General features: G+C 63.3%; 15 protein-coding genes. All 15 read left to right on the top strand.

Annotation, left to right across the window (positions count from 1 at the left end):
* The first annotated feature begins 377 nt into the window (after positions 1–377).
* The 15 genes from LPA34_RS13665 (at position 378) to LPA34_RS13595 (ending at position 18,105) form a co-directional block, all read left to right on the top strand.
* Positions 378–4,463, top strand: coding sequence for a DUF3683 domain-containing protein (locus LPA34_RS13665; RefSeq protein WP_228978930.1), 4,086 nt, complete (start codon positions 378–380; stop codon positions 4,461–4,463).
* A gap of 33 nt (positions 4,464–4,496) precedes the next feature.
* A complete protein-coding gene (locus LPA34_RS13660) occupies positions 4,497–4,925 on the top strand; it encodes an HIT family protein (protein WP_228979002.1) in 429 nt (142 codons plus the stop codon).
* 7 nt (positions 4,926–4,932) lie between these two features.
* Positions 4,933–5,358 (top strand): gamma-butyrobetaine hydroxylase family protein, encoded by a 426-nt coding sequence (locus tag LPA34_RS13655; RefSeq protein WP_228978929.1) that lies wholly within the window; start codon positions 4,933–4,935, stop codon positions 5,356–5,358.
* Between the two features lie 82 nt (positions 5,359–5,440).
* On the top strand, positions 5,441–6,172 hold the full coding sequence (gene ubiE / locus LPA34_RS13650) for a bifunctional demethylmenaquinone methyltransferase/2-methoxy-6-polyprenyl-1,4-benzoquinol methylase UbiE (protein ID WP_228978927.1): 732 nt from the start codon (positions 5,441–5,443) through the stop codon (positions 6,170–6,172).
* Positions 6,173–6,207: 35 nt separating this feature from the next.
* The gene (locus LPA34_RS13645) at positions 6,208–7,218 is read left to right on the top strand and encodes a Tim44 domain-containing protein (protein WP_228978926.1); all 1,011 of its coding nucleotides are present in this window, start codon (positions 6,208–6,210) and stop codon (positions 7,216–7,218) included.
* 154 nt (positions 7,219–7,372) lie between these two features.
* The gene (locus tag LPA34_RS13640; RefSeq protein ID WP_228978923.1) at positions 7,373–8,017 is read left to right on the top strand and encodes a ubiquinone biosynthesis accessory factor UbiJ; all 645 of its coding nucleotides are present in this window, start codon (positions 7,373–7,375) and stop codon (positions 8,015–8,017) included.
* Between the two features lie 15 nt (positions 8,018–8,032).
* On the top strand, positions 8,033–9,613 hold the full coding sequence (gene ubiB, locus LPA34_RS13635) for a ubiquinone biosynthesis regulatory protein kinase UbiB (RefSeq protein WP_228978922.1): 1,581 nt from the start codon (positions 8,033–8,035) through the stop codon (positions 9,611–9,613).
* A gap of 35 nt (positions 9,614–9,648) precedes the next feature.
* Entirely contained in the window at positions 9,649–10,308 is a 660-nt protein-coding gene (locus LPA34_RS13630) for a TPMT family class I SAM-dependent methyltransferase (RefSeq protein WP_228978920.1), read from the top strand.
* Between the two features lie 140 nt (positions 10,309–10,448).
* A complete protein-coding gene (locus LPA34_RS13625; protein ID WP_228978919.1) occupies positions 10,449–10,817 on the top strand; it encodes an FmdB family zinc ribbon protein in 369 nt (122 codons plus the stop codon).
* A 72-nt stretch (positions 10,818–10,889) separates the two neighbouring features.
* A complete protein-coding gene (locus LPA34_RS13620) occupies positions 10,890–11,552 on the top strand; it encodes a DUF502 domain-containing protein (protein ID WP_228978917.1) in 663 nt (220 codons plus the stop codon).
* 63 nt (positions 11,553–11,615) lie between these two features.
* The gene (gene aspS / locus LPA34_RS13615) at positions 11,616–13,418 is read left to right on the top strand and encodes an aspartate--tRNA ligase (RefSeq protein WP_228978916.1); all 1,803 of its coding nucleotides are present in this window, start codon (positions 11,616–11,618) and stop codon (positions 13,416–13,418) included.
* A 165-nt stretch (positions 13,419–13,583) separates the two neighbouring features.
* On the top strand, positions 13,584–14,060 hold the full coding sequence (gene nudB, locus LPA34_RS13610) for a dihydroneopterin triphosphate diphosphatase (protein ID WP_228978914.1): 477 nt from the start codon (positions 13,584–13,586) through the stop codon (positions 14,058–14,060).
* Positions 14,057–15,316, top strand: coding sequence for a phospholipase D-like domain-containing protein (locus LPA34_RS13605; RefSeq protein ID WP_228978912.1), 1,260 nt, complete (start codon positions 14,057–14,059; stop codon positions 15,314–15,316). Before nudB ends, LPA34_RS13605 begins: the two co-directional genes overlap by 4 nt.
* A 297-nt stretch (positions 15,317–15,613) precedes the next feature.
* The gene (locus LPA34_RS13600; protein ID WP_228978911.1) at positions 15,614–16,213 is read left to right on the top strand and encodes a TetR/AcrR family transcriptional regulator; all 600 of its coding nucleotides are present in this window, start codon (positions 15,614–15,616) and stop codon (positions 16,211–16,213) included.
* 104 nt (positions 16,214–16,317) lie between these two features.
* Positions 16,318–18,105, top strand: a complete 1,788-nt coding sequence (locus tag LPA34_RS13595; RefSeq protein WP_228978908.1) for an acyl-CoA dehydrogenase C-terminal domain-containing protein — start codon at positions 16,318–16,320, stop codon at positions 18,103–18,105.
* Positions 18,106–18,129 lie beyond the last annotated feature (24 nt).

Genomic DNA, 18,129 nt, shown 5'->3' with positions numbered 1-18,129 from the left:
GGGCGCCGTGCCTGTGTACGAAATGGATCGTCCATCGGCGGGGCAGACGCGTGAAACGCCTGTCGAAGCCTGATTCCGCCTCCGGCGCGCGCATGCATCATGCGTTAGAATCCGGTTTTGGAACAAGGATCGGAAGATGCACTGGCAGCCCCGGATCGACCATTTGATGCCCGTACCGCGTGAGTCCCGTCCCGCGGCGCAGCGGCACGTCCGGCATGCACGATCGTGTAGCTGCTAGCGCCGTGAGGCCGTCGATGTGATTTTCCGTCGTCCGGGCTTCACCCAACAGAAAGATTTCCAGAATTGCGCCCCACGCGCACTGTCAGCCGGCCTCTTCGTCTGAAGCGGGTTTTGCTGACCCACCGAGTCGTCCGAATATGAACGCACCTCAAGTTTTCGATCCGCACGGTGCCGCCGCCGCGGTAGCCGTCGACCTCGAACCGCGCCTGCGCGAAATCCCCTATAACTACACGTCGTTTTCCGATCGCGAAATCGTCATCCGGCTGCTGGGCGACGAAGCCTGGGCCGCGCTCGCCGAACTGCGCGCCGAACGCCGCACCGGCCGTTCGGCGCGGATGCTGTACGAAGTGCTCGGCGACATCTGGGTTGTGCGCCGCAATCCGTATCTGCAGGACGACCTGCTCGACAACCCGAAGCGCCGCACGCTGCTGATCGAAGCGCTGAACCATCGTCTGACCGAAATCGAGAAGCGTCGCAAAGCCGACCTGATCGAACATGGCGACGAAGCCGGCATCGACCGCGCGGCGCGCGTCGAAACGCTGGTCGCCGCCGCGCGCCGCGCCGTCGCGGATTTCGCAAGCGAGTTCGACAAAACCGCCGACCTGCGCAAGCGTGCGACCAAAGTGCTCGGCCGCCAGACGCAGAAGGACAACATCCGTTTCGACGGCCTGTCGCGCGTCTCGCACGTCACCGATGCGACCGACTGGCGCGTCGAATACCCGTTCGTCGTCCTGACGCCGGATACCGAAGCCGAAATCGCCGGCCTCATCAAGGCGTGCTTCGAACTCGGTCTGACCGTGATCCCGCGAGGCGGTGGCACGGGCTACACGGGCGGCGCGGTGCCGCTCACGCCGTTTGCGGCCGTCATCAACACCGAAAAGCTCGAAGAGCTCGGCGCTGTCGAGATGACCGAATTGCCCGGCGTCGGCCGGCGCGTCGCGACGATCTTCTCGGGCGCGGGTGTCGTCACGCGTCGTGTGACTGAAGCCGCCGAGCAGGCGGGTTTCGTGTTCGCGGTCGATCCGACCTCGCTCGACGCATCGTGTATCGGCGGCAACGTCGCGATGAACGCGGGCGGCAAGAAGGCGGTGCTGTGGGGCACGGCGCTCGACAACCTCGCCTGGTGGCGCATGGTCGACCCGGAGGGCAACTGGCTCGAAGTCACGCGTCTTGACCACAATATGGGCAAGATCCATGACATCCCGGTCGCGCGCTTCGAACTGCAGTGGTTCGACGGCGAGCACGCGCCGGGCGAAAAGCTGCTGCGCACCGAGTCGCTCGACATCGAAGGCCGGCGTTTCCGCAAGGAAGGGCTCGGCAAGGACGTCACCGACAAGTTCCTGGCCGGTCTGCCGGGCATCCAGAAGGAAGGCTGCGACGGTCTGATTACGTCGGCGCGCTGGGTGCTGCACAAGATGCCCGCGAATACGCGCACTGTCTGCCTCGAATTTTTCGGCCAGGCGCGCGAGGCGATTCCGAGCATCGTCGAAATCAAGGAATACCTGTTCGAGACGTCGAAGAAGGGCGGCGCGATTCTCGCGGGCCTCGAACATCTGGACGAGCGCTATCTGCGCGCGGTCGGCTACGCGACGAAGAGCAAGCGCAACGCGTTTCCGAAGATGGTGCTGATCGGCGATATCGTCGGCGATGACGCCGATGCGGTCGCGCAGGCCACGTCGGAAGTGGTGCGGATGGCCAACGGCAAGAGCGGCGAAGGGTTTGTCGCCGTGAGCGCGGAAGCGCGCAAGCGCTTCTGGCTCGACCGCAGCCGCACGGCCGCGATCGCGAAGCACACGAACGCGTTCAAGATCAACGAAGACGTCGTGATTCCGCTCAACCGGATGGGCGAGTACACGGACGGCATCGAGCGCATCAACATCGAGCTGTCGATCAAGAACAAGCTGCAACTGATCGATGCGCTCGAAGCGTTCTTCAAGGCCGGCAAGCTGCCGCTCGGCAAGAGCGACGACGCGAACGAAATTCCGAGCGCCGAGCTGCTCGAAGACCGCGTGCAGCAGGCGCTGGATCTGCTGAAGCACGTGCGTGCGCGTTGGGAGTTCCTGCGCGACAAGCTCGACCTGTCGCTGCGCGAGGCGCAGCACTACATGGTGCAGCTCGGCTATGAAGGTCTCGCGGAGAAATTCGCGGACCGCGTCGATGATCAACCGGACGCCACCGTTTTCCACGTGACGCAGGACCGTACGGTACGCGTGTCGTGGAAGCAGGAGATTCGCGCGGAATTGCGCCAGATTTTCGCGGGCGGCGAGTTCAAGCCGATCCTCGACGAAGCGCAGGCCATCCACAAGCAGGTGCTGCGCGGCCGCGTGTTCGTCGCGCTGCACATGCACGCGGGCGACGGCAACGTTCACACGAATATTCCGGTCAATTCCGACAACTACGAGATGCTGCAGGACGCCCACACGGCGGTCGCGCGCATCATGAAGCTCGCGCGTTCGCTCGACGGCGTGATTTCCGGCGAGCACGGTATCGGCATCACGAAGCTCGAATTCCTGACGGAAGACGAAATCGGCGAATTCCGCGCGTACAAGCAGCGCGTCGACCCGCATGGCCGCTTCAACGCGGGCAAGCTGCTCCCGGGTGCGGACCTGCGTAACGCGTACACGCCGAGCTTTGGCCTGATGGGCTATGAGTCGCTGATCATGCAGCAGTCCGACATCGGCGCGATCGCCGATTCGGTGAAAGACTGCCTGCGCTGCGGCAAGTGCAAGCCGGTGTGCGCGACGCACGTGCCGCGCGCGAACCTGCTGTACAGCCCGCGCAACAAGATTCTCGCCACATCCTTGCTGGTCGAGGCGTTCCTGTACGAAGAGCAGACGCGCCGCGGCGTGTCGATCAAGCACTGGGACGAGTTCAACGACGTCGCCGATCACTGCACGGTCTGTCACAAGTGCGTGACGCCATGTCCGGTGAAGATCGACTTCGGCGACGTGACGATGAACATGCGCAACCTGCTGCGCAAGATGGGCAAGAAGAAGTTCAACCCGGGCAACGCGGCCGGCATGTTCTTCCTCAACGCCACTAACCCGCAGACCATCAATCTCGCGCGCACCGCGATGATGGGCGTGGGCTACAAGGCGCAGCGCCTCGGCAACGAGCTGCTGAAGAAGTTCGCGAAGAAGCAGACGACGCGTCCGCCGGCGACAGTCGGCAAGCCGCCCGTCGTCGAGCAGGTGATCCACTTCATGAACAAGAAGATGCCGGGTAATCTGCCGAAGAAAACGGCGCGCGCGCTGCTCGACATCGAAGACAACAAGATCGTGCCGATCATCCGCAACCCGAAGACGACCACGGCCGATTCGGAAGCGGTGTTCTACTTCCCGGGCTGCGGTTCGGAGCGTCTCTTCTCGCAGGTCGGCCTCGCGACCCAGGCGATGCTGTGGGAAGCGGGCGTGCAGACCGTGCTGCCGCCGGGTTACCTGTGCTGCGGCTATCCGCAGCGCGGCTCGGGCCAGTACGACAAGGCCGAGAAAATCGTGACGGATAACCGCGTGCTGTTCCATCGCGTCGCGAACACGCTGAACTACCTCGACATCAAGACGGTCGTGGTGTCGTGCGGCACGTGTTACGACCAGCTTGCGGGTTACGAATTCGAGAAGATCTTCCCGGGCTGCCGGATCATCGACATCCACGAATTCCTGCTTGAAAAGGGCATGAAGCTCGAAGGCGTCAGCGGCACGCGCTACATGTATCACGACCCGTGCCACACGCCGATCAAGACGATGGACCCGGTGAAACTCGTCAATGAACTGATGGGTTCCGAGCACGACGGCTACAAAATCGAGAAGAACGATCGTTGCTGCGGCGAATCGGGCACGCTCGCCGTGACGCGTCCGGATATCTCGACGCAGGTCCGCTTCCGCAAGGAAGAGGAGATGCGCAAGGGCGCGGCGCGGCTGCGTGCTATTCCGTTAGTCGGTGAGGTGGGGGCGAACCCGGCCGATCCGGCGAATGCGTCGGCGGGCGCGGCCGAAGGCTCGGTGCTGAAGGCCGGCAACGGCGCGCAGCCGGGCAAGGTGCCGGACATCAAGATTCTCACGAGCTGCCCGTCGTGCCTGCAGGGCCTGTCCCGCTATAACGAAGACTCGGGCACCGAAGCGGATTACATCGTCGTCGAAATGGCGCGTCACGTGCTGGGCGAGGAATGGATGGCCGACTATGTACAACGTGCGAACAATGGCGGAATCGAGCGCGTGCTGGTCTAATGACACGGCTGACATATCCGTGCGGGGAAGATGATGGATTGTGTATTTTGCCGGGAGGAAGGCGGCGATGTGCTGTGGCAGGACGATACGCTACGTGTCGTTCTGGCCGGTGAACACGATTACCCGGGTTTTTGCCGGGTAATCTGGAACGCGCATATCGCCGAGTTTTCCGATCTGTCTGAAGAAGAGCGTGATCGCGTGATGCGCGCGGTCTATGCGGTCGAACGTGCGATGCGTCGGGTGATGCAACCGGTGAAGGTGAATCTCGCGAGTCTTGGCAACCAGGTGCCGCACGTGCACTGGCATGTGATTCCGCGCTTTTCCAACGACGCGCATTTTCCGCTGCCCATCTGGGCGCCGCGCCAGCGGACGGTGTCGGAGGCACTGCTGTCGCAGCGCCGCGCGCAGGCCACGCTGCTGCGCGAAGCGGTACGCACCGAAATCGAACAAGCTCTCGACTGAGGTCATCATGAGCGGACTGACTCCTGACACGCCGGTTCCGACCGGCGTCGTCGTTCACGCGAAATCGCACGTGCTCGAACTCCAGTACGGTGAGGGCGAAAGCTACCGCGTACCGTTCGAGCTTCTGCGCGTGTTTTCGCCGTCAGCGGAAGTGCGCGGCCACGGTCCGGGTCAGGAAACGCTGCAGACCGGCAAGCGCGATGTGTCGATCGTATCGATCGAAGGTGTCGGTAACTACGCGCTGCAGCCGACCTTCTCGGACGGCCATTCGACCGGCCTCTATTCGTGGGACCTGCTGTACGACATCGCGGTCCGCCAGGACGAACTGTGGCGCGAGTACCTCGGCAAGCTCGAAGCGGCGGGCGTCGACCGCGACGCGCCGATGGACGCAGCGGGCGCCCCCCAGGGTCACGGGCACGGACATTGCCACTAATCAGATCGTCCGCTGGTACGATGCGGCCTGCGCGCCGGATATTGCGGCGCAACATTCCAGAATACGCGAAAGGACAAGCGCGATGAACAAAACCCACTTCGGCTTTCAGACAGTCGACGAACAGGAAAAAGCGAAGAAGGTGGCGGGTGTGTTCCACTCGGTCGCCACCAACTACGACCTGATGAACGATCTGATGTCGGGCGGGCTGCATCGCGCGTGGAAGATGTTCACGATCGCCCAGGCGGCTGTGCGGCCGGGCTTCAAGGTGCTCGATATCGCGGGCGGCACCGGCGATCTTTCGAAGGCGTTCGCGAAGCAGGCGGGCTCGACGGGCGAAGTCTGGCACACGGACATCAACGAATCGATGCTGCGCGTGGGCCGCGACCGTCTGCTCGACAAGGGCGTGATCACGCCGGCGCTGTTGTGCGATGCCGAGAAAATTCCCTTTCCGGACAACTACTTCGACGTGGTCACTGTCGCCTTCGGGTTGCGCAACATGACGCATAAGGACGTGGCGCTGGCAGAAATGCGCCGCGTGCTGAAGCCGGCCGGGCGGCTGCTCGTGCTGGAGTTCTCGAAAGTCTGGGATCCGCTGAAGAAAGCCTACGACGTCTACTCGTTCAAGGTGCTGCCGTGGCTCGGCGACCGCTTCGCGAAAGACGCCGAAAGCTATCGCTACCTTGCCGAATCGATCCGCATGCATCCGGATCAGGAAACTTTAAAAACAATGATGGAACAAGCGGGCCTCGATGCCGTCAAATATTACAATTTGTCAGCTGGTGTGGTAGCTTTACACGTGGGGACGAAATACTAGCGTCCTAAATCATTGTTTTTTAAGGAATGTGAAAAATGTCTGATTCCGTTGTGTTAGCTTCCCGTAAGAAATCGGGTTCCTGGGCGAGGCGAATCGGACTGCTGGCGATGGTCGGTCTGATCATGGCCGGAACGCTCGCCTCGCTCGACGCCGAGGCGCGTCGCATGGGCGGTGGGCGTAGCTTCGGCCGCCAGTCGAACACCATGCAGCGTTCCACCACGCCGCCGCCGGCGCAGCCCGCACAACCCGCGCAGCAATCGGCACAAGGCGCCCAGGCGCAGCGCGCGCAACCGGCGCCGGGTGCCACGCCCGCGCCGAACCGTTCGCGCTGGCTTGGCCCGATCGCAGGTCTCGCCGCCGGTCTCGGTATCGCCGCGCTGCTGTCGCACTTCGGCCTCGGCGAGGCATTTGCCGGCGCGATGGCGAACTTCATCATCATCGCGTTGATCGCGATGGTAGCCATCTGGCTGATCCGCAAGTTCATCGGGCGCAAGCGTGACGCCGGTACGCCGGCCTATGCGGGCGGCGCCGGTTCGCCGACGTTAAATGCCGGCGGAACCGGCTATTCGACGCGCGAGCCCTCTTATACGGCACCGCCGTCGGGCCCGTATTCCGCGCCACTGGGCGGTCCGTCGGGTACGCCGGCGCTCAGCGCCGCGCCTTCGGTGCCCGCGAACTTCGACACGGAAGCGTTCCTGCGTAACGCGAAGGTGTACTTCGTGCGTCTGCAGGCTGCGTGGGACGTCGGCAACATGGAAGACATCCGCGAATTCACGACGCCGGAAATGTTCGCCGAGGTGAAGGTGGATCTTTCCTCGCGCGGCGGGGAGGCGAACCAGACGGACGTCGTGCAGCTGAACGCGGACCTGCTGGGCGTCGAGGACCGCGGCGCCGAGTACCTGGCGAGCGTGCGCTTCTCGGGCCTGATTCGCGAGACGGCGGACGCTTCGGCCGAGCCGTTCGTGGAAATCTGGAACCTGTCGAAGTCGACACACGCCAACGAAGGCTGGCTGCTCGCCGGCATCCAGCAGGTCGCGCAGCATTGACCCGGAGGCCGGGCACGCTGCACAAGCACCCGGTCGATCGTTCACCGGTCGTCTGACTGGCCGTTCGGCATAGACAGTCCGCAAGCCAACGGACGTTACAATAGGAACCCGCGCTGGCAGATCGCCGGCGCGGGTTTTTTCTTATCCACTTCCGATGACCCTCGCCGCCAAGCCCTTCGCTGCTGCCGTCAACCATCTGCTCGCCCGCGAATCGTGGGCACGCGAGCGCCTCGCTCCCTACGCCGGCAAGACCGCCCGGCTCACCTGTTCGCCTGTCACGCTGATACTGCTCGTCGGGCCGGACGGCTATCTGTCCGCGGTCGACGAATCCGTCACGCAGCAGTTCGACGTCGTGGTGTCCGTGCCGTCGGATGCGCTGCCCGCGTTCGTGCAGGGCGGTCAGGCCGCGGTCATGAAGCACGTGAAGATCGAGGGCGATGCCGAATTCGCCACGGTGATCGCGAAGCTCGCCGAGCATCTACGCTGGGAGCCGGAAGAAGATCTCGCGAAACTGATCGGCGACGGCCCGGCGGTGCGCGTCGCTTCGCTGGCACGGTCGGCGCACGGGCAGGCGCTTCGCACGGGCCGCAATCTGCTCGATTCGGTCGCGGAATATCTGCTCGACGAAAAGCCGCAACTGGTGCGGCGCACGGCGCTCGACGACTTCAACGCCGAACTCGCCCGGGCGCGCGATGCGCTGGCGCGCGTCGAAAAGCGCGTCGAACGTCTTGAACACAAGGTTGAAGCCCGTGACGCCGATGCGTCGGGCGGAGCCGCCACTTCGCGCGGCACGCGCTAGTCACCGGGCTCTACGATGCGTTTTCTGCGCTTTCTAAAAATATTCTTTACCGTCATCCGTTTTGGTCTTGACGAAATGATGTTGAGCCGCGTCAACGACCGGCGCGTGCGTCTGCTGCTGCGTATCACCACGATCGGCCGCAAGTTCGAGCAACCGCCGGGCGTGCGTCTTCGTCTGGCGCTCGAAAGCCTCGGGCCGATCTTCGTGAAGTTCGGTCAGGTGCTGTCCACGCGGCGCGATCTGCTCCCCGTCGATATCGCCAACGAACTTGCGAAGCTCCAGGATCAGGTGCCACCGTTCGATTCGGATGTCGCGATCGCGATCGTCGAAAAATCGCTGGGCGCGCCCGTCGGTGTGCTGTTCGACGATTTCGAGCGGGTGCCGGTGGCGAGCGCGTCGATCGCGCAGGTGCACTTCGCGAAGGTGAAGGCCGGTCAGCACGCGGGCAAGCCGGTGGCGGTCAAGGTGCTGCGGCCGAACATGCTGCCTGTGATCGATTCCGATCTCGCGCTCATGCGCGATCTCGCCGTGTGGGCCGAGCGTCTGTGGGCGGACGGCAAGCGCCTGAAGCCGCGCGAGGTGGTCGGCGAATTCGACAAATACCTGCACGACGAACTCGACCTGATGCGTGAGGCCGCGAACGGCAGCCAGCTGCGCCGCAATTTCGCCGGGCTGGACCTGCTGCTCGTGCCCGAGATGTACTGGGAATTCTGCACACCCAATGTGCTCGTGATGGAGCGGATGGTCGGTGTGCCGATCAGCCAGGTGGAAACGCTGCGCGCGGCAGGCGTCGATATTCCGAAGCTGGCGCGCGAAGGGGTCGAGATTTTCTTTACCCAGGTGTTCCGCGACGGTTTTTTTCACGCCGACATGCACCCGGGCAACATCCAGGTGAGTCTCGACCCCAGGCACTTCGGGCGCTATATCGCGCTTGATTTCGGCATCATCGGCGCGCTGTCGGACTTCGATAAAAACTATCTCGCGCAGAACTTTCTCGCGTTCTTCAAGCGCGACTACCACCGCGTCGCGACGCTGCATCTGGAGTCCGGCTGGGTGCCGAAAACGACCCGCGTCGAAGAACTCGAAAGCGCGATTCGCGCGGTATGCGAACCCTACTTCGATCGCGCGCTGAAGGATATTTCGCTCGGTCAGGTGCTGCTGCGTCTCTTCTCGACGTCGCGGCGCTTTAACGTCGAGATCCAGCCGCAGCTCGTGCTGCTGCAAAAGACGATGCTGAACGTCGAGGGTCTGGGCCGCTCGCTCGATCCCGAGCTTGATCTGTGGAAAACGGCAAAACCGTATCTCGAACGCTGGATGAACGAGCAGATCGGGCTGTCCGGATGGTACGAGCGGCTCAAGATCGAAGCGCCGCAGTGGAGCAAGACGCTGCCGCAACTGCCGCGCCTGATCCATCACGCGCTGGCGTCGCGCCACGACGCCCAGCACGGCCAGCCGCACAACGACGTCATGCGCATGATCCTGCTGGAGCAGAAGCGGACCAACCGGCTGCTGCAGGGGCTGCTGATGTTCGGCATTGCCGCGGGCATCGGCGCGGTGGTCGCACGCGTCTGGCTGGCGATGTTGTATGGCGGGTGATCGTTGCCCGACCCTGGCCTGACCGGGAGATATCGATGAACGCTGATTCAAACCGTCCTCCGCTGCCCTCCGGCGCGCGCCAGACTGCGCCGGAATTCGTCTCGCGCGATCCGGATTCGCCTGCGTTCTGGGACGAGCGCTTCGAGCGCGGTTTCATGCCGTGGGATCAGGCGGGCGTGCCGCCAGCGTTCAAGGCTTTCGCGGCAAGGCACGCAGAAGGTGCCGTGCTGATTCCCGGCTGCGGCAGCGCATGGGAAGCACTCGCGCTCGGGCAGGAAGGGCGTCAGGTGCGCGCCATCGATTTCTCGCCGAACGCGGTCGCCGCCGCGCGCAAGCAGTTGGGCGCCTACGCGTCAGTCGTCGAACAGGCGGATTTCTTCGTGTATGAGCCGCCGTTCACGCCAGCCTGGATCTACGAGCGCGCGTTTCTCTGTGCGCTGCCGAAAGCCCGCTGGGGCGATTATGCGCAGCGAATGGCCGCGTTGCTGCCGGCAGGGGCGTTGCTCGCCGGCTTCTACTTTCTCGGCGCGACGCCGAAAGGGCCGCCATTCGGCATCGAGCGTGAGGAGCTGGAAGCCTTGCTGGTGCCGCATTTCGAGCTGATCGAAGACGAGGCCGTCGCGGATTCGATACCGGTATTCGCCGGGCGTGAACGCTGGATGACATGGCGTCGCCGCGGGGTTGCAGCAGCTTGATCCGGGCTGCAACGCCCCCATTTAGTGCCACGGCGGGTCTGTCCCGCCGCAGGCCCCGATTTCCGGGGCGGCAAACCGTTTGCGGCTATAATTCAAGGCTTTGCAGGCGTTTACAGGATTTTTCGCAGGGAATAAAGATCATGCCGATCTACGCTTATCGTTGTGAATCATGCGGCTTTGGGAAGGACGTGCTTCAGAAGATGAGCGACGCCCCGCTGACGCAATGCCCGGAATGCGGCAAAGACGCGTTCCGCAAACAGGTTACGGCCGCGGGTTTCCAGCTGAAGGGCTCGGGCTGGTACGTCACCGACTTTCGCGGTGGCTCGGGCGGCGCGAATGCAGCCGCGAAGCCCGCCGCCGGTGAAAACGGCGCCGCCGAACCGGCGAAGGCCGGGAGCGGCAAGAGCGAAGCGGGTTCGTCGCCTGCTGGCACGGACAGCGGCAAAGCCACGCCGGCCACGCCGGCCGCCGCGGCGCCCGCATCGAGTTCGGGCGCGGACAGCGCATAACAGCATCGCAGCCCGCAAGGGCGACAAGCACACCGCGGCGGATCGATCCCGCGCGGTTCACTGGCGCTACACATGACGACGAAAAAGACGACGCTCAAATCGGTGTTCCTGACTGGCCTGCTGGTGCTGGTGCCGCTCGCCATCACCCTGTGGGTGCTGGGCCTCATCATCGGCACGATGGACCAGACGCTGCTGCTGCTGCCGGAATCCTGGCAGCCGGAGCGCGCGCTCGGGTTCCGCCTGCCGGGGCTCGGCGCGGTGCTGACGATCGCGTTTATTTTTATCGTCGGACTATTGACGCAGAACTTCATCGGGCAGACGCTCGTGAAGTGGTGGGAAGTCGTCGTGCGTCATATCCCGGTGGTCGGTCCGATCTATACCAGCGTGAAGCAGGTGTCGGACACGCTGCTTTCCAGCAGCGGCAACGCGTTTCGCAAGGCGTTGCTGATCGAGTATCCGCGCAAGGGTTCCTACACGATCGCGTTTCTGACGGGCATTCCCGGCGGCGACGTGGTCAACCACCTGAAGGAAGAACACGTGAGCGTGTACGTGCCCACGACGCCGAATCCGACGTCCGGCTTCTTCCTGATGGTGCCGAAGAGCGAGGTCGTCGAACTCGATATGACGGTCGACGCCGCGCTCAAGTACATCGTTTCGATGGGTGTCGTGGCGCCGTCCGTGCCCGTGCAGCCGGCGCCGGTGCGCCGCGCTACCCCCATCGAACCTCCGCTGTAATGCCGGAGCGCGTCGCTAGCCGGCGCGCACCGTTCGATCAATGCAAAACGAAAGACAAACATCATGTCGATGAGATCTGAATACTGCGGTCTGGTGACCGAACACCTGCTGGGCCAAACCGTGTCGCTGTGCGGCTGGGTGAGCCGTCGTCGCGACCACGGCGGCGTCATCTTCATCGACCTGCGCGATCGCGAAGGCCTCGTTCAGGTCGTCTGCGATCCGGACCGCGCGGAGATGTTCAAGATCGCCGAAGGCGTGCGTAACGAGTTCTGCGTGCGCGTTCAGGGCGTTGTCCGCAACCGTCCGGAAGGCACGGTGAACGCCGGCCTGAAGAGCGGCAAGATCGAAGTGCTGTGCCACGAACTGACGGTGCTGAACGCATCGGTCACGCCGCCGTTCCAGCTCGACGACGACAACCTGTCGGAAACCACGCGCCTCACGCATCGTGTGCTCGACCTGCGCCGTCCGCAGATGCAGCACAACCTGCGACTGCGCTATCGCGTGGCGATGGAAGTGCGCAAGTACCTCGACGCGCAAGGTTTCATCGACATCGAAACGCCGATGCTCACCAAGAGCACGCCGGAAGGCGCGCGCGATTACCTCGTGCCGTCGCGCACGAACCCGGGCCAGTTCTTCGCGCTGCCGCAGTCGCCGCAACTGTTCAAGCAACTGCTGATGGTGGCGAACTTCGACCGCTACTACCAGATCGTCAAGTGCTTCCGCGACGAAGACCTGCGCGCCGACCGTCAGCCGGAATTCACGCAGATCGACTGCGAAACCTCGTTCCTCACCGAACAGGAAATCCGCGATCTGTTTGAAGCGATGATCCGTCACGTGTTCAAGGAAACGATCGGCGTTCAGCTCGACGAGAAATTCCCGGTCATGCTGTATTCGGAAGCCATGCGCCGTTTCGGTTCGGACAAACCGGACCTGCGCGTGAAGCTCGAATTCACCGACCTGACCGATGTCATGAAGGATGTCGACTTCAAGGTGTTCAGCGCGCCGGCCAACACGAAAGACGGCCGCGTCGCGGCGCTGCGCGTGCCGAAGGGCGGCGAGCTTTCGCGTGGCGACATCGACAGCTACACGGAATTCGTGCGTATCTATGGCGCGAAGGGTCTCGCGTGGGTCAAGGTCAACGAAGCCGCGAAAGGTCGTGACGGTCTGCAAAGCCCGATCGTCAAGAACCTGCACGATGCGTCGATCGCGGCGATCCTCGAGCGCACCGGCGCGCAGGACGGCGACATCATTTTCTTCGCGGCAGACCGCGCGAAGGTGGTGAACGACAGCCTCGGCGCGCTGCGTCTGAAGATCGGCCATTCGGAATTCGGCAAGGCGAACAGCCTCGTCGAGGACGGCTGGAAACCGCTGTGGGTGGTCGATTTCCCGATGTTCGAGTACGACGAGGAAGAAGCGCGCCACGTTGCCGCTCACCATCCGTTCACGAGCCCGAAGGACGAGCACCTGGAATATCTGGAAACGGATCCGGGCCGCTGCCTCGCGAAGGCCTACGACATGGTGCTGAACGGCTGGGAAATCGGCGGCGGTTCGGTTCGTATCTATCAGGAAGAAGTGCAGAGCAAGGTGTTCCGCGCGCTCAAGATCAACGCCGAGGAAGCCCGTGCGAAGTTCGGCTTCCTGCTCGACGCGCTGCAGTACGGCGCGCCGCCGCACGGCGGTATCGCGTTCGGTCTCGACCGCATCGTGACGATGATGGCGCGCGCCGATTCGATCCGCGACGTGATCGCGTTCCCGAAGACGCAACGCGCGCAAGACCTGCTTACGCAGGCGCCGAGCGAAGTGGACGAGCGCCAGCTGCGCGAACTCCACATCCGTCTGCGTCAGCCGGAACCGAAGGTTCAGTAAGCGTTCGCCGGGCGTCCGAACCGGCTTCAGCTGCATCAGGGAAAAAGGCGCGCCATGCGCCTTTTTCTCTTTATGCGTTACAGTCGAAGCGAACCCGATCCACTGAGTGACACGTATCGTGCGTACCCTGCGCGTGCACGGTGCGTTGCCTGATTACCGATCACCATGCCGAAACCGCCGAAGATTCCGGAGTCTGTTCTTGTCGTCATCCATACGCCGCAACTCGACGTGCTGATTATCGAACGGGCCGACCGGCCGGGCTTCTGGCAATCCGTGACGGGATCGAAGGATCACGTCGACGAGCCCATCGTCGAAACGGCCATGCGTGAAGTCGGTGAGGAAACGGGTATCGTCACCGGTTCGCCCGGGGTGCCGGCCAGCGCGTTGCTCGACTGGCAACATCAGATCGAATACGAGATTTACCCGGTGTGGCGCCATCGTTATGCAGAAGGCGTGACGCGTAACGTCGAGCACTGGTTCAGCCTTCAGGTGCCAGGCCGCATCGAGGTGACACTCGCACCGCGCGAGCACACCGCTTACGCCTGGTTGCCGTACGAGCAGGCGGCTGCGCGCTGCTTCTCATCGTCGAACCGGGAAGCCATCCTGCAACTGCCGACGCGCCTCGCAGCGCGCCTGGGATGACGAGCCTCGCCACGCGGCGTTTCGCGCGGCTCCGCCAGAGCCTTCGCAGCCGGCGTTACTGGCGGCGCTATCGCTTCACCACCGGCAACGGCGTCGAGCTCTTTCGCTCGGGCAGCGAATACTTCGACACGCTGACACGTCGAATCGACGCCGCGACACGCGATGTCGCGCTCGAGACGTACATCTTCTGCGACGACGAAGCCGGCCAGAACGTGTCCGCCGCGCTGCTGAGAGCCGCCGCGCGGGGCGTGCGGGTACGCGTGATCACCGACGGCATCGGCACCGCGAAGCTCGCGCTTTTCAACGACTGGCCGTCGATCGGCGTCGAACACCGCATCTACAACCCGCATATCTTTGGCCGCTTCGGCTTCTCACGCACGCACCGCAAGCTCGCGGTGATCGACGACACGTACGCGTACTGCGGCGGTATCAATATCGTCGACGACTTCGACAACAACGGCGAGCGCCTGCCGTATCCTCGCTGGGACTTCGCGGTCGAACTGAGCGGGCCGGTGGTGACCGACATCCGCGAAGCGTTCGAGGTGCAGTGGCGCCGCATTCGCATCGGATACAGGCAGGTCGAATCGCCCGGCACGGAAGCCGAGCCGCCGCCCGATCTGGGCCGCTCCGCGCGTTGGCGGATGCGTCGTCGCGCGCGCGGCGACGTGCGCGAAACCGGGCTGCCGTGCGTGGCGTTCGTCGCGCGCGATAACCTGGTCAATCGTCGTGCGATCGAAAAGGCGTATCTGACCGCGATTGGCCAGGCACGCACCGAGGTGCTGCTCGCCAATCCGTACTTCATGCCGGGCCGCAAGCTGCGACGCGCGCTCACGCATGCGGCGCGGCGCGGCGTCGAGGTGCGGCTCATCATCGGGCGCAAGGAGTTCGCCGCGCTCGATTACGCGGTGCCGTTCCTGTACCGGTCGCTGCTGCGCGCGGGCGTCAAGATCGCCGAATACGAAAGGACGCTGCTGCACGGCAAGGTCGCGGTCGTCGATTCGAGCTGGGGAACGGTGGGTTCGTCGAACCTCGACGCGCTCAGCCTGCTCGTCAACAACGAGGCGAACGTCGTGCTGGTGGCCGATCCCGAGATCCACGATCTGCGCGCCGCGATCCTGACGGCGTTCGACGAGTCGCGCCGCATCGACCTCGCACGCTACGAAGCGCGTCCGCGCGGCGAGCGCATCCTCAACTGGCTGGCCTACAACACGTACCGGGCGGTCATGAAGGTGCTGACGGTGGGCGGCTACGACTGACGCCCGGGCTCTGCCGGGTCGTCAGCCTGCGAAAGTCATCGCCGAGCCTTTCCGGCAGGCCGGCGCAATCCGGGTAATTCACCTGGATACACCGGCGCGTCGAGCCGGTAAAACTGTCATTAAGCGGCATGAGCGAACAATCCCGAAAATTACGCCTCGTCCGATTGACGGATGCCGCAAAATTGGAGGCCAGTTAGAAACTGGTTTCTAATAAAGTCCTTGTTTCGCGGACGGTCGTACTCAACAATAGTACGGCCGTTCGATTTTCTTTCGGTCAAATCAGAACGGTACAAAGCTATGCGAAAAGGCGAACAGACGCGCGCGGCAATTCTCGACGCAGCACTCGACCTGGCCAGCCGCGACGGACTCGAGGGTCTGACGATCGGCCTGCTGGCCGAGCGCATGCAGATGAGTAAAAGCGGCGTGTTCGCGCATTTTGGGTCGCGCGAGGATCTGCAGGTGGAAGTGGTCAAGGAATATCACCGCCGTTTTGAGGAGGAGGTGTTCTTTCCGAGTCTGCGTGAACCGCGCGGGTTGCCGCGTCTGCAGGCAATGATCTCGGGCTGGATAGAGAAGCGCATCCAGGAAGTCACCACTGGATGCATCTATATCAGCGGCGCCGTCGAGTACGACGACCGCGCGGACAACCCGGTGCGCGAGCAACTGGTGGCGAGCGTGAGCACCTGGCGCGCCGCGCTCACGCGAGCCATTTCGCAGGCGATGGAAGAAGGGCACCTGAGGGCGGACGCCGATCCGCAACTGATGCTCTTCGAAATGTACAGCTTCACGCTGGGTCTGCATCACGATGCACGCTTCCTGCACCTGCCGGATGCCGTGCGCCTGACGCGGGCCTCGCTGGATAAATTGATCGTTTCGTATCAAAGCAGCAGCCGCTAGCAGCGTCTCCGGATCCATCGGGTTCGTCGGCGCAACAGGTCCGTGTTGTGGGCGCTGGCTGGTGGCGATGCTTTAAGCCAACACCTTTGGAGTGGAGAAGAGTCATGGGACAGTACGCCGCGCCGCTGCGCGACATGCAATTCGTGTTGCACGAGCTGCTTAACGTCGAAGCCGAGATCAGGCAGATGCCGAAGCACGCGGATCTCGACTCCGACACGATCAACCAGGTGCTCGAGGAAGCCGGCAAGTTCTGCTCCGAAGTGCTTTTCCCGCTCAACCAGAGCGGCGACCAGGAAGGCTGCACGTACGTCGGCGACGGCGTGGTGACCACGCCGAAGGGCTTCAGGGAAGCCTATCGGCAGTACGTCGAAGCGGGCTGGCCGTCGCTCGGCTGCGATCCCGAATACGGCGGCCAGGGTCTGCCGGCATTCGTGAACAACGCGCTCTACGAAATGCTCAATTCGGCGAACCAGGCCTGGACGATGTATCCGGGCCTCTCGCACGGCGCGTACGAATGCCTGCACGCACACGGCACGCCGGAATTGCAGCAGCGTTATCTGCCGAAGCTCGTCACCGGCGTGTGGACTGGCACGATGTGCCTGACCGAGCCGCATTGCGGCACCGACCTCGGCATCCTGCGCACGAAGGCCGAGCCGGACAGCGACGGTTCTTACGCGATCAGCGGCACGAAAATTTTCATCTCGAGCGGCGAACACGACATGGCCGAAAATATCGTCCACCTCGTGCTCGCACGTCTGCCGGACGCCCCGAAGGGCACCAAAGGCATTTCGCTCTTCATCGTGCCGAAGTTCGTGCCGGATGAAGCGGGTGAGCCGGGCGAACGCAACGGCGTGAAGTGCGGCTCCATCGAACACAAGATGGGCATTCACGGCAACGCAACGTGCGTGATCAATCTCGACAATGCGAAAGGCTGGCTCGTCGGTGAGCCGAACAAGGGCCTGAATGCGATGTTCGTGATGATGAACGCCGCGCGTCTTGGCGTCGGCATGCAGAGTCTCGGGCTTACCGAAGTCGCGTACCAGAACTCGCTCACGTACGCGAAGGAACGCTTGCAGATGCGCTCGCTGACAGGCCCGAAAGCGCCCGAAAAGGCGGCTGATCCGATCATCGTGCATCCGGACGTGCGCCGCATGCTGCTCACGCAGAAGGCTTATGCGGAAGGCGCACGCGCGTTCACGTACTGGTCGGCGCTGCAGATCGACAAGGAACTGTCGCACGCGGACGAAGCCGCTCGCAAGGAAGCCGCCGATCTCGTCGCGCTGCTCACGCCGATCCTGAAGGCGTTTCTGTCGGACAACGCGTTCGAAGGCACGAACCACGCGATGCAGATCTACGGCGGCCATGGCTTCATTGCTGAATGGGGCATGGAGCAGTACGTGCGCGACGCGCGTATCAACATGATTTACGAAGGCACGAATGCAGTTCAGTCGCTCGATCTACTGGGCCGCAAGGTGCTCGGCGACATGGGCGCGAAGATGAAGAAGTTCGGCAACCTGGTCGCCGGATTCGTCGAGGCCGAAGGCGTGAAGGCCGAGATGTCGGAGTTCATCAACCCGCTCGCCGACATCGGGGAAAAGGTGCAAAAGCTCACGATGGAAATCGGCATGAAAGCGATGCAGAACCCCGATGAAGTGGGCGCTGCCGCCGTGCCGTATCTGCGTACGGTCGGCCACCTGGTGTTTTCGTATTTCTGGGCGCGTATGGCACGCATCGCGCTGGATAACGAAGCGTCGGGCGATCCGTTCTACAAGGCGAAACTCGCCACCGCGCGCTTCTACTTCGCGAAGCTGCTACCGGAAACCTCCATGACGATCCGTCAGGCGCGCGCCGGTTCGAAGTCGCTGATGGAAGTCGAAGAGTCGCTGTTCTAAGCCCGTTTCGGCACGCGCCGCGCG

The organism is Paraburkholderia gardini (genome assembly GCF_907164575.1).
Taxonomy (GTDB): Bacteria; Pseudomonadota; Gammaproteobacteria; order Burkholderiales; family Burkholderiaceae; genus Paraburkholderia; species Paraburkholderia gardini.
The sequence above is the reverse complement of the archived record's forward strand: the minus strand, read 5'-3'. Positions and strand labels throughout refer to the sequence as shown.

What these genes read in the sequence shown, in the direction of transcription:
- ubiB (WP_228978922.1), top strand. Translation starts at nt 8,033, where the DNA reads ATGCGTTTTCTGCGCTTTCTAAAAATATTCTTTACCGTCATCCGTTTT.
- nudB (WP_228978914.1), top strand. Translation starts at nt 13,584, where the DNA reads ATGCCGAAACCGCCGAAGATTCCGGAGTCTGTTCTTGTCGTCATCCAT.
- LPA34_RS13665 (WP_228978930.1), top strand. Translation starts at nt 378, where the DNA reads ATGAACGCACCTCAAGTTTTCGATCCGCACGGTGCCGCCGCCGCGGTA.
- LPA34_RS13630 (WP_228978920.1), top strand. Translation starts at nt 9,649, where the DNA reads ATGAACGCTGATTCAAACCGTCCTCCGCTGCCCTCCGGCGCGCGCCAG.
- aspS (WP_228978916.1), top strand. Translation starts at nt 11,616, where the DNA reads ATGTCGATGAGATCTGAATACTGCGGTCTGGTGACCGAACACCTGCTG.
- LPA34_RS13595 (WP_228978908.1), top strand. Translation starts at nt 16,318, where the DNA reads ATGGGACAGTACGCCGCGCCGCTGCGCGACATGCAATTCGTGTTGCAC.
- LPA34_RS13660 (WP_228979002.1), top strand. Translation starts at nt 4,497, where the DNA reads ATGGATTGTGTATTTTGCCGGGAGGAAGGCGGCGATGTGCTGTGGCAG.
- LPA34_RS13600 (WP_228978911.1), top strand. Translation starts at nt 15,614, where the DNA reads ATGCGAAAAGGCGAACAGACGCGCGCGGCAATTCTCGACGCAGCACTC.
- LPA34_RS13625 (WP_228978919.1), top strand. Translation starts at nt 10,449, where the DNA reads ATGCCGATCTACGCTTATCGTTGTGAATCATGCGGCTTTGGGAAGGAC.
- LPA34_RS13620 (WP_228978917.1), top strand. Translation starts at nt 10,890, where the DNA reads ATGACGACGAAAAAGACGACGCTCAAATCGGTGTTCCTGACTGGCCTG.
- LPA34_RS13655 (WP_228978929.1), top strand. Translation starts at nt 4,933, where the DNA reads ATGAGCGGACTGACTCCTGACACGCCGGTTCCGACCGGCGTCGTCGTT.
- LPA34_RS13640 (WP_228978923.1), top strand. Translation starts at nt 7,373, where the DNA reads ATGACCCTCGCCGCCAAGCCCTTCGCTGCTGCCGTCAACCATCTGCTC.
- LPA34_RS13645 (WP_228978926.1), top strand. Translation starts at nt 6,208, where the DNA reads ATGTCTGATTCCGTTGTGTTAGCTTCCCGTAAGAAATCGGGTTCCTGG.
- LPA34_RS13605 (WP_228978912.1), top strand. Translation starts at nt 14,057, where the DNA reads ATGACGAGCCTCGCCACGCGGCGTTTCGCGCGGCTCCGCCAGAGCCTT.
- ubiE (WP_228978927.1), top strand. Translation starts at nt 5,441, where the DNA reads ATGAACAAAACCCACTTCGGCTTTCAGACAGTCGACGAACAGGAAAAA.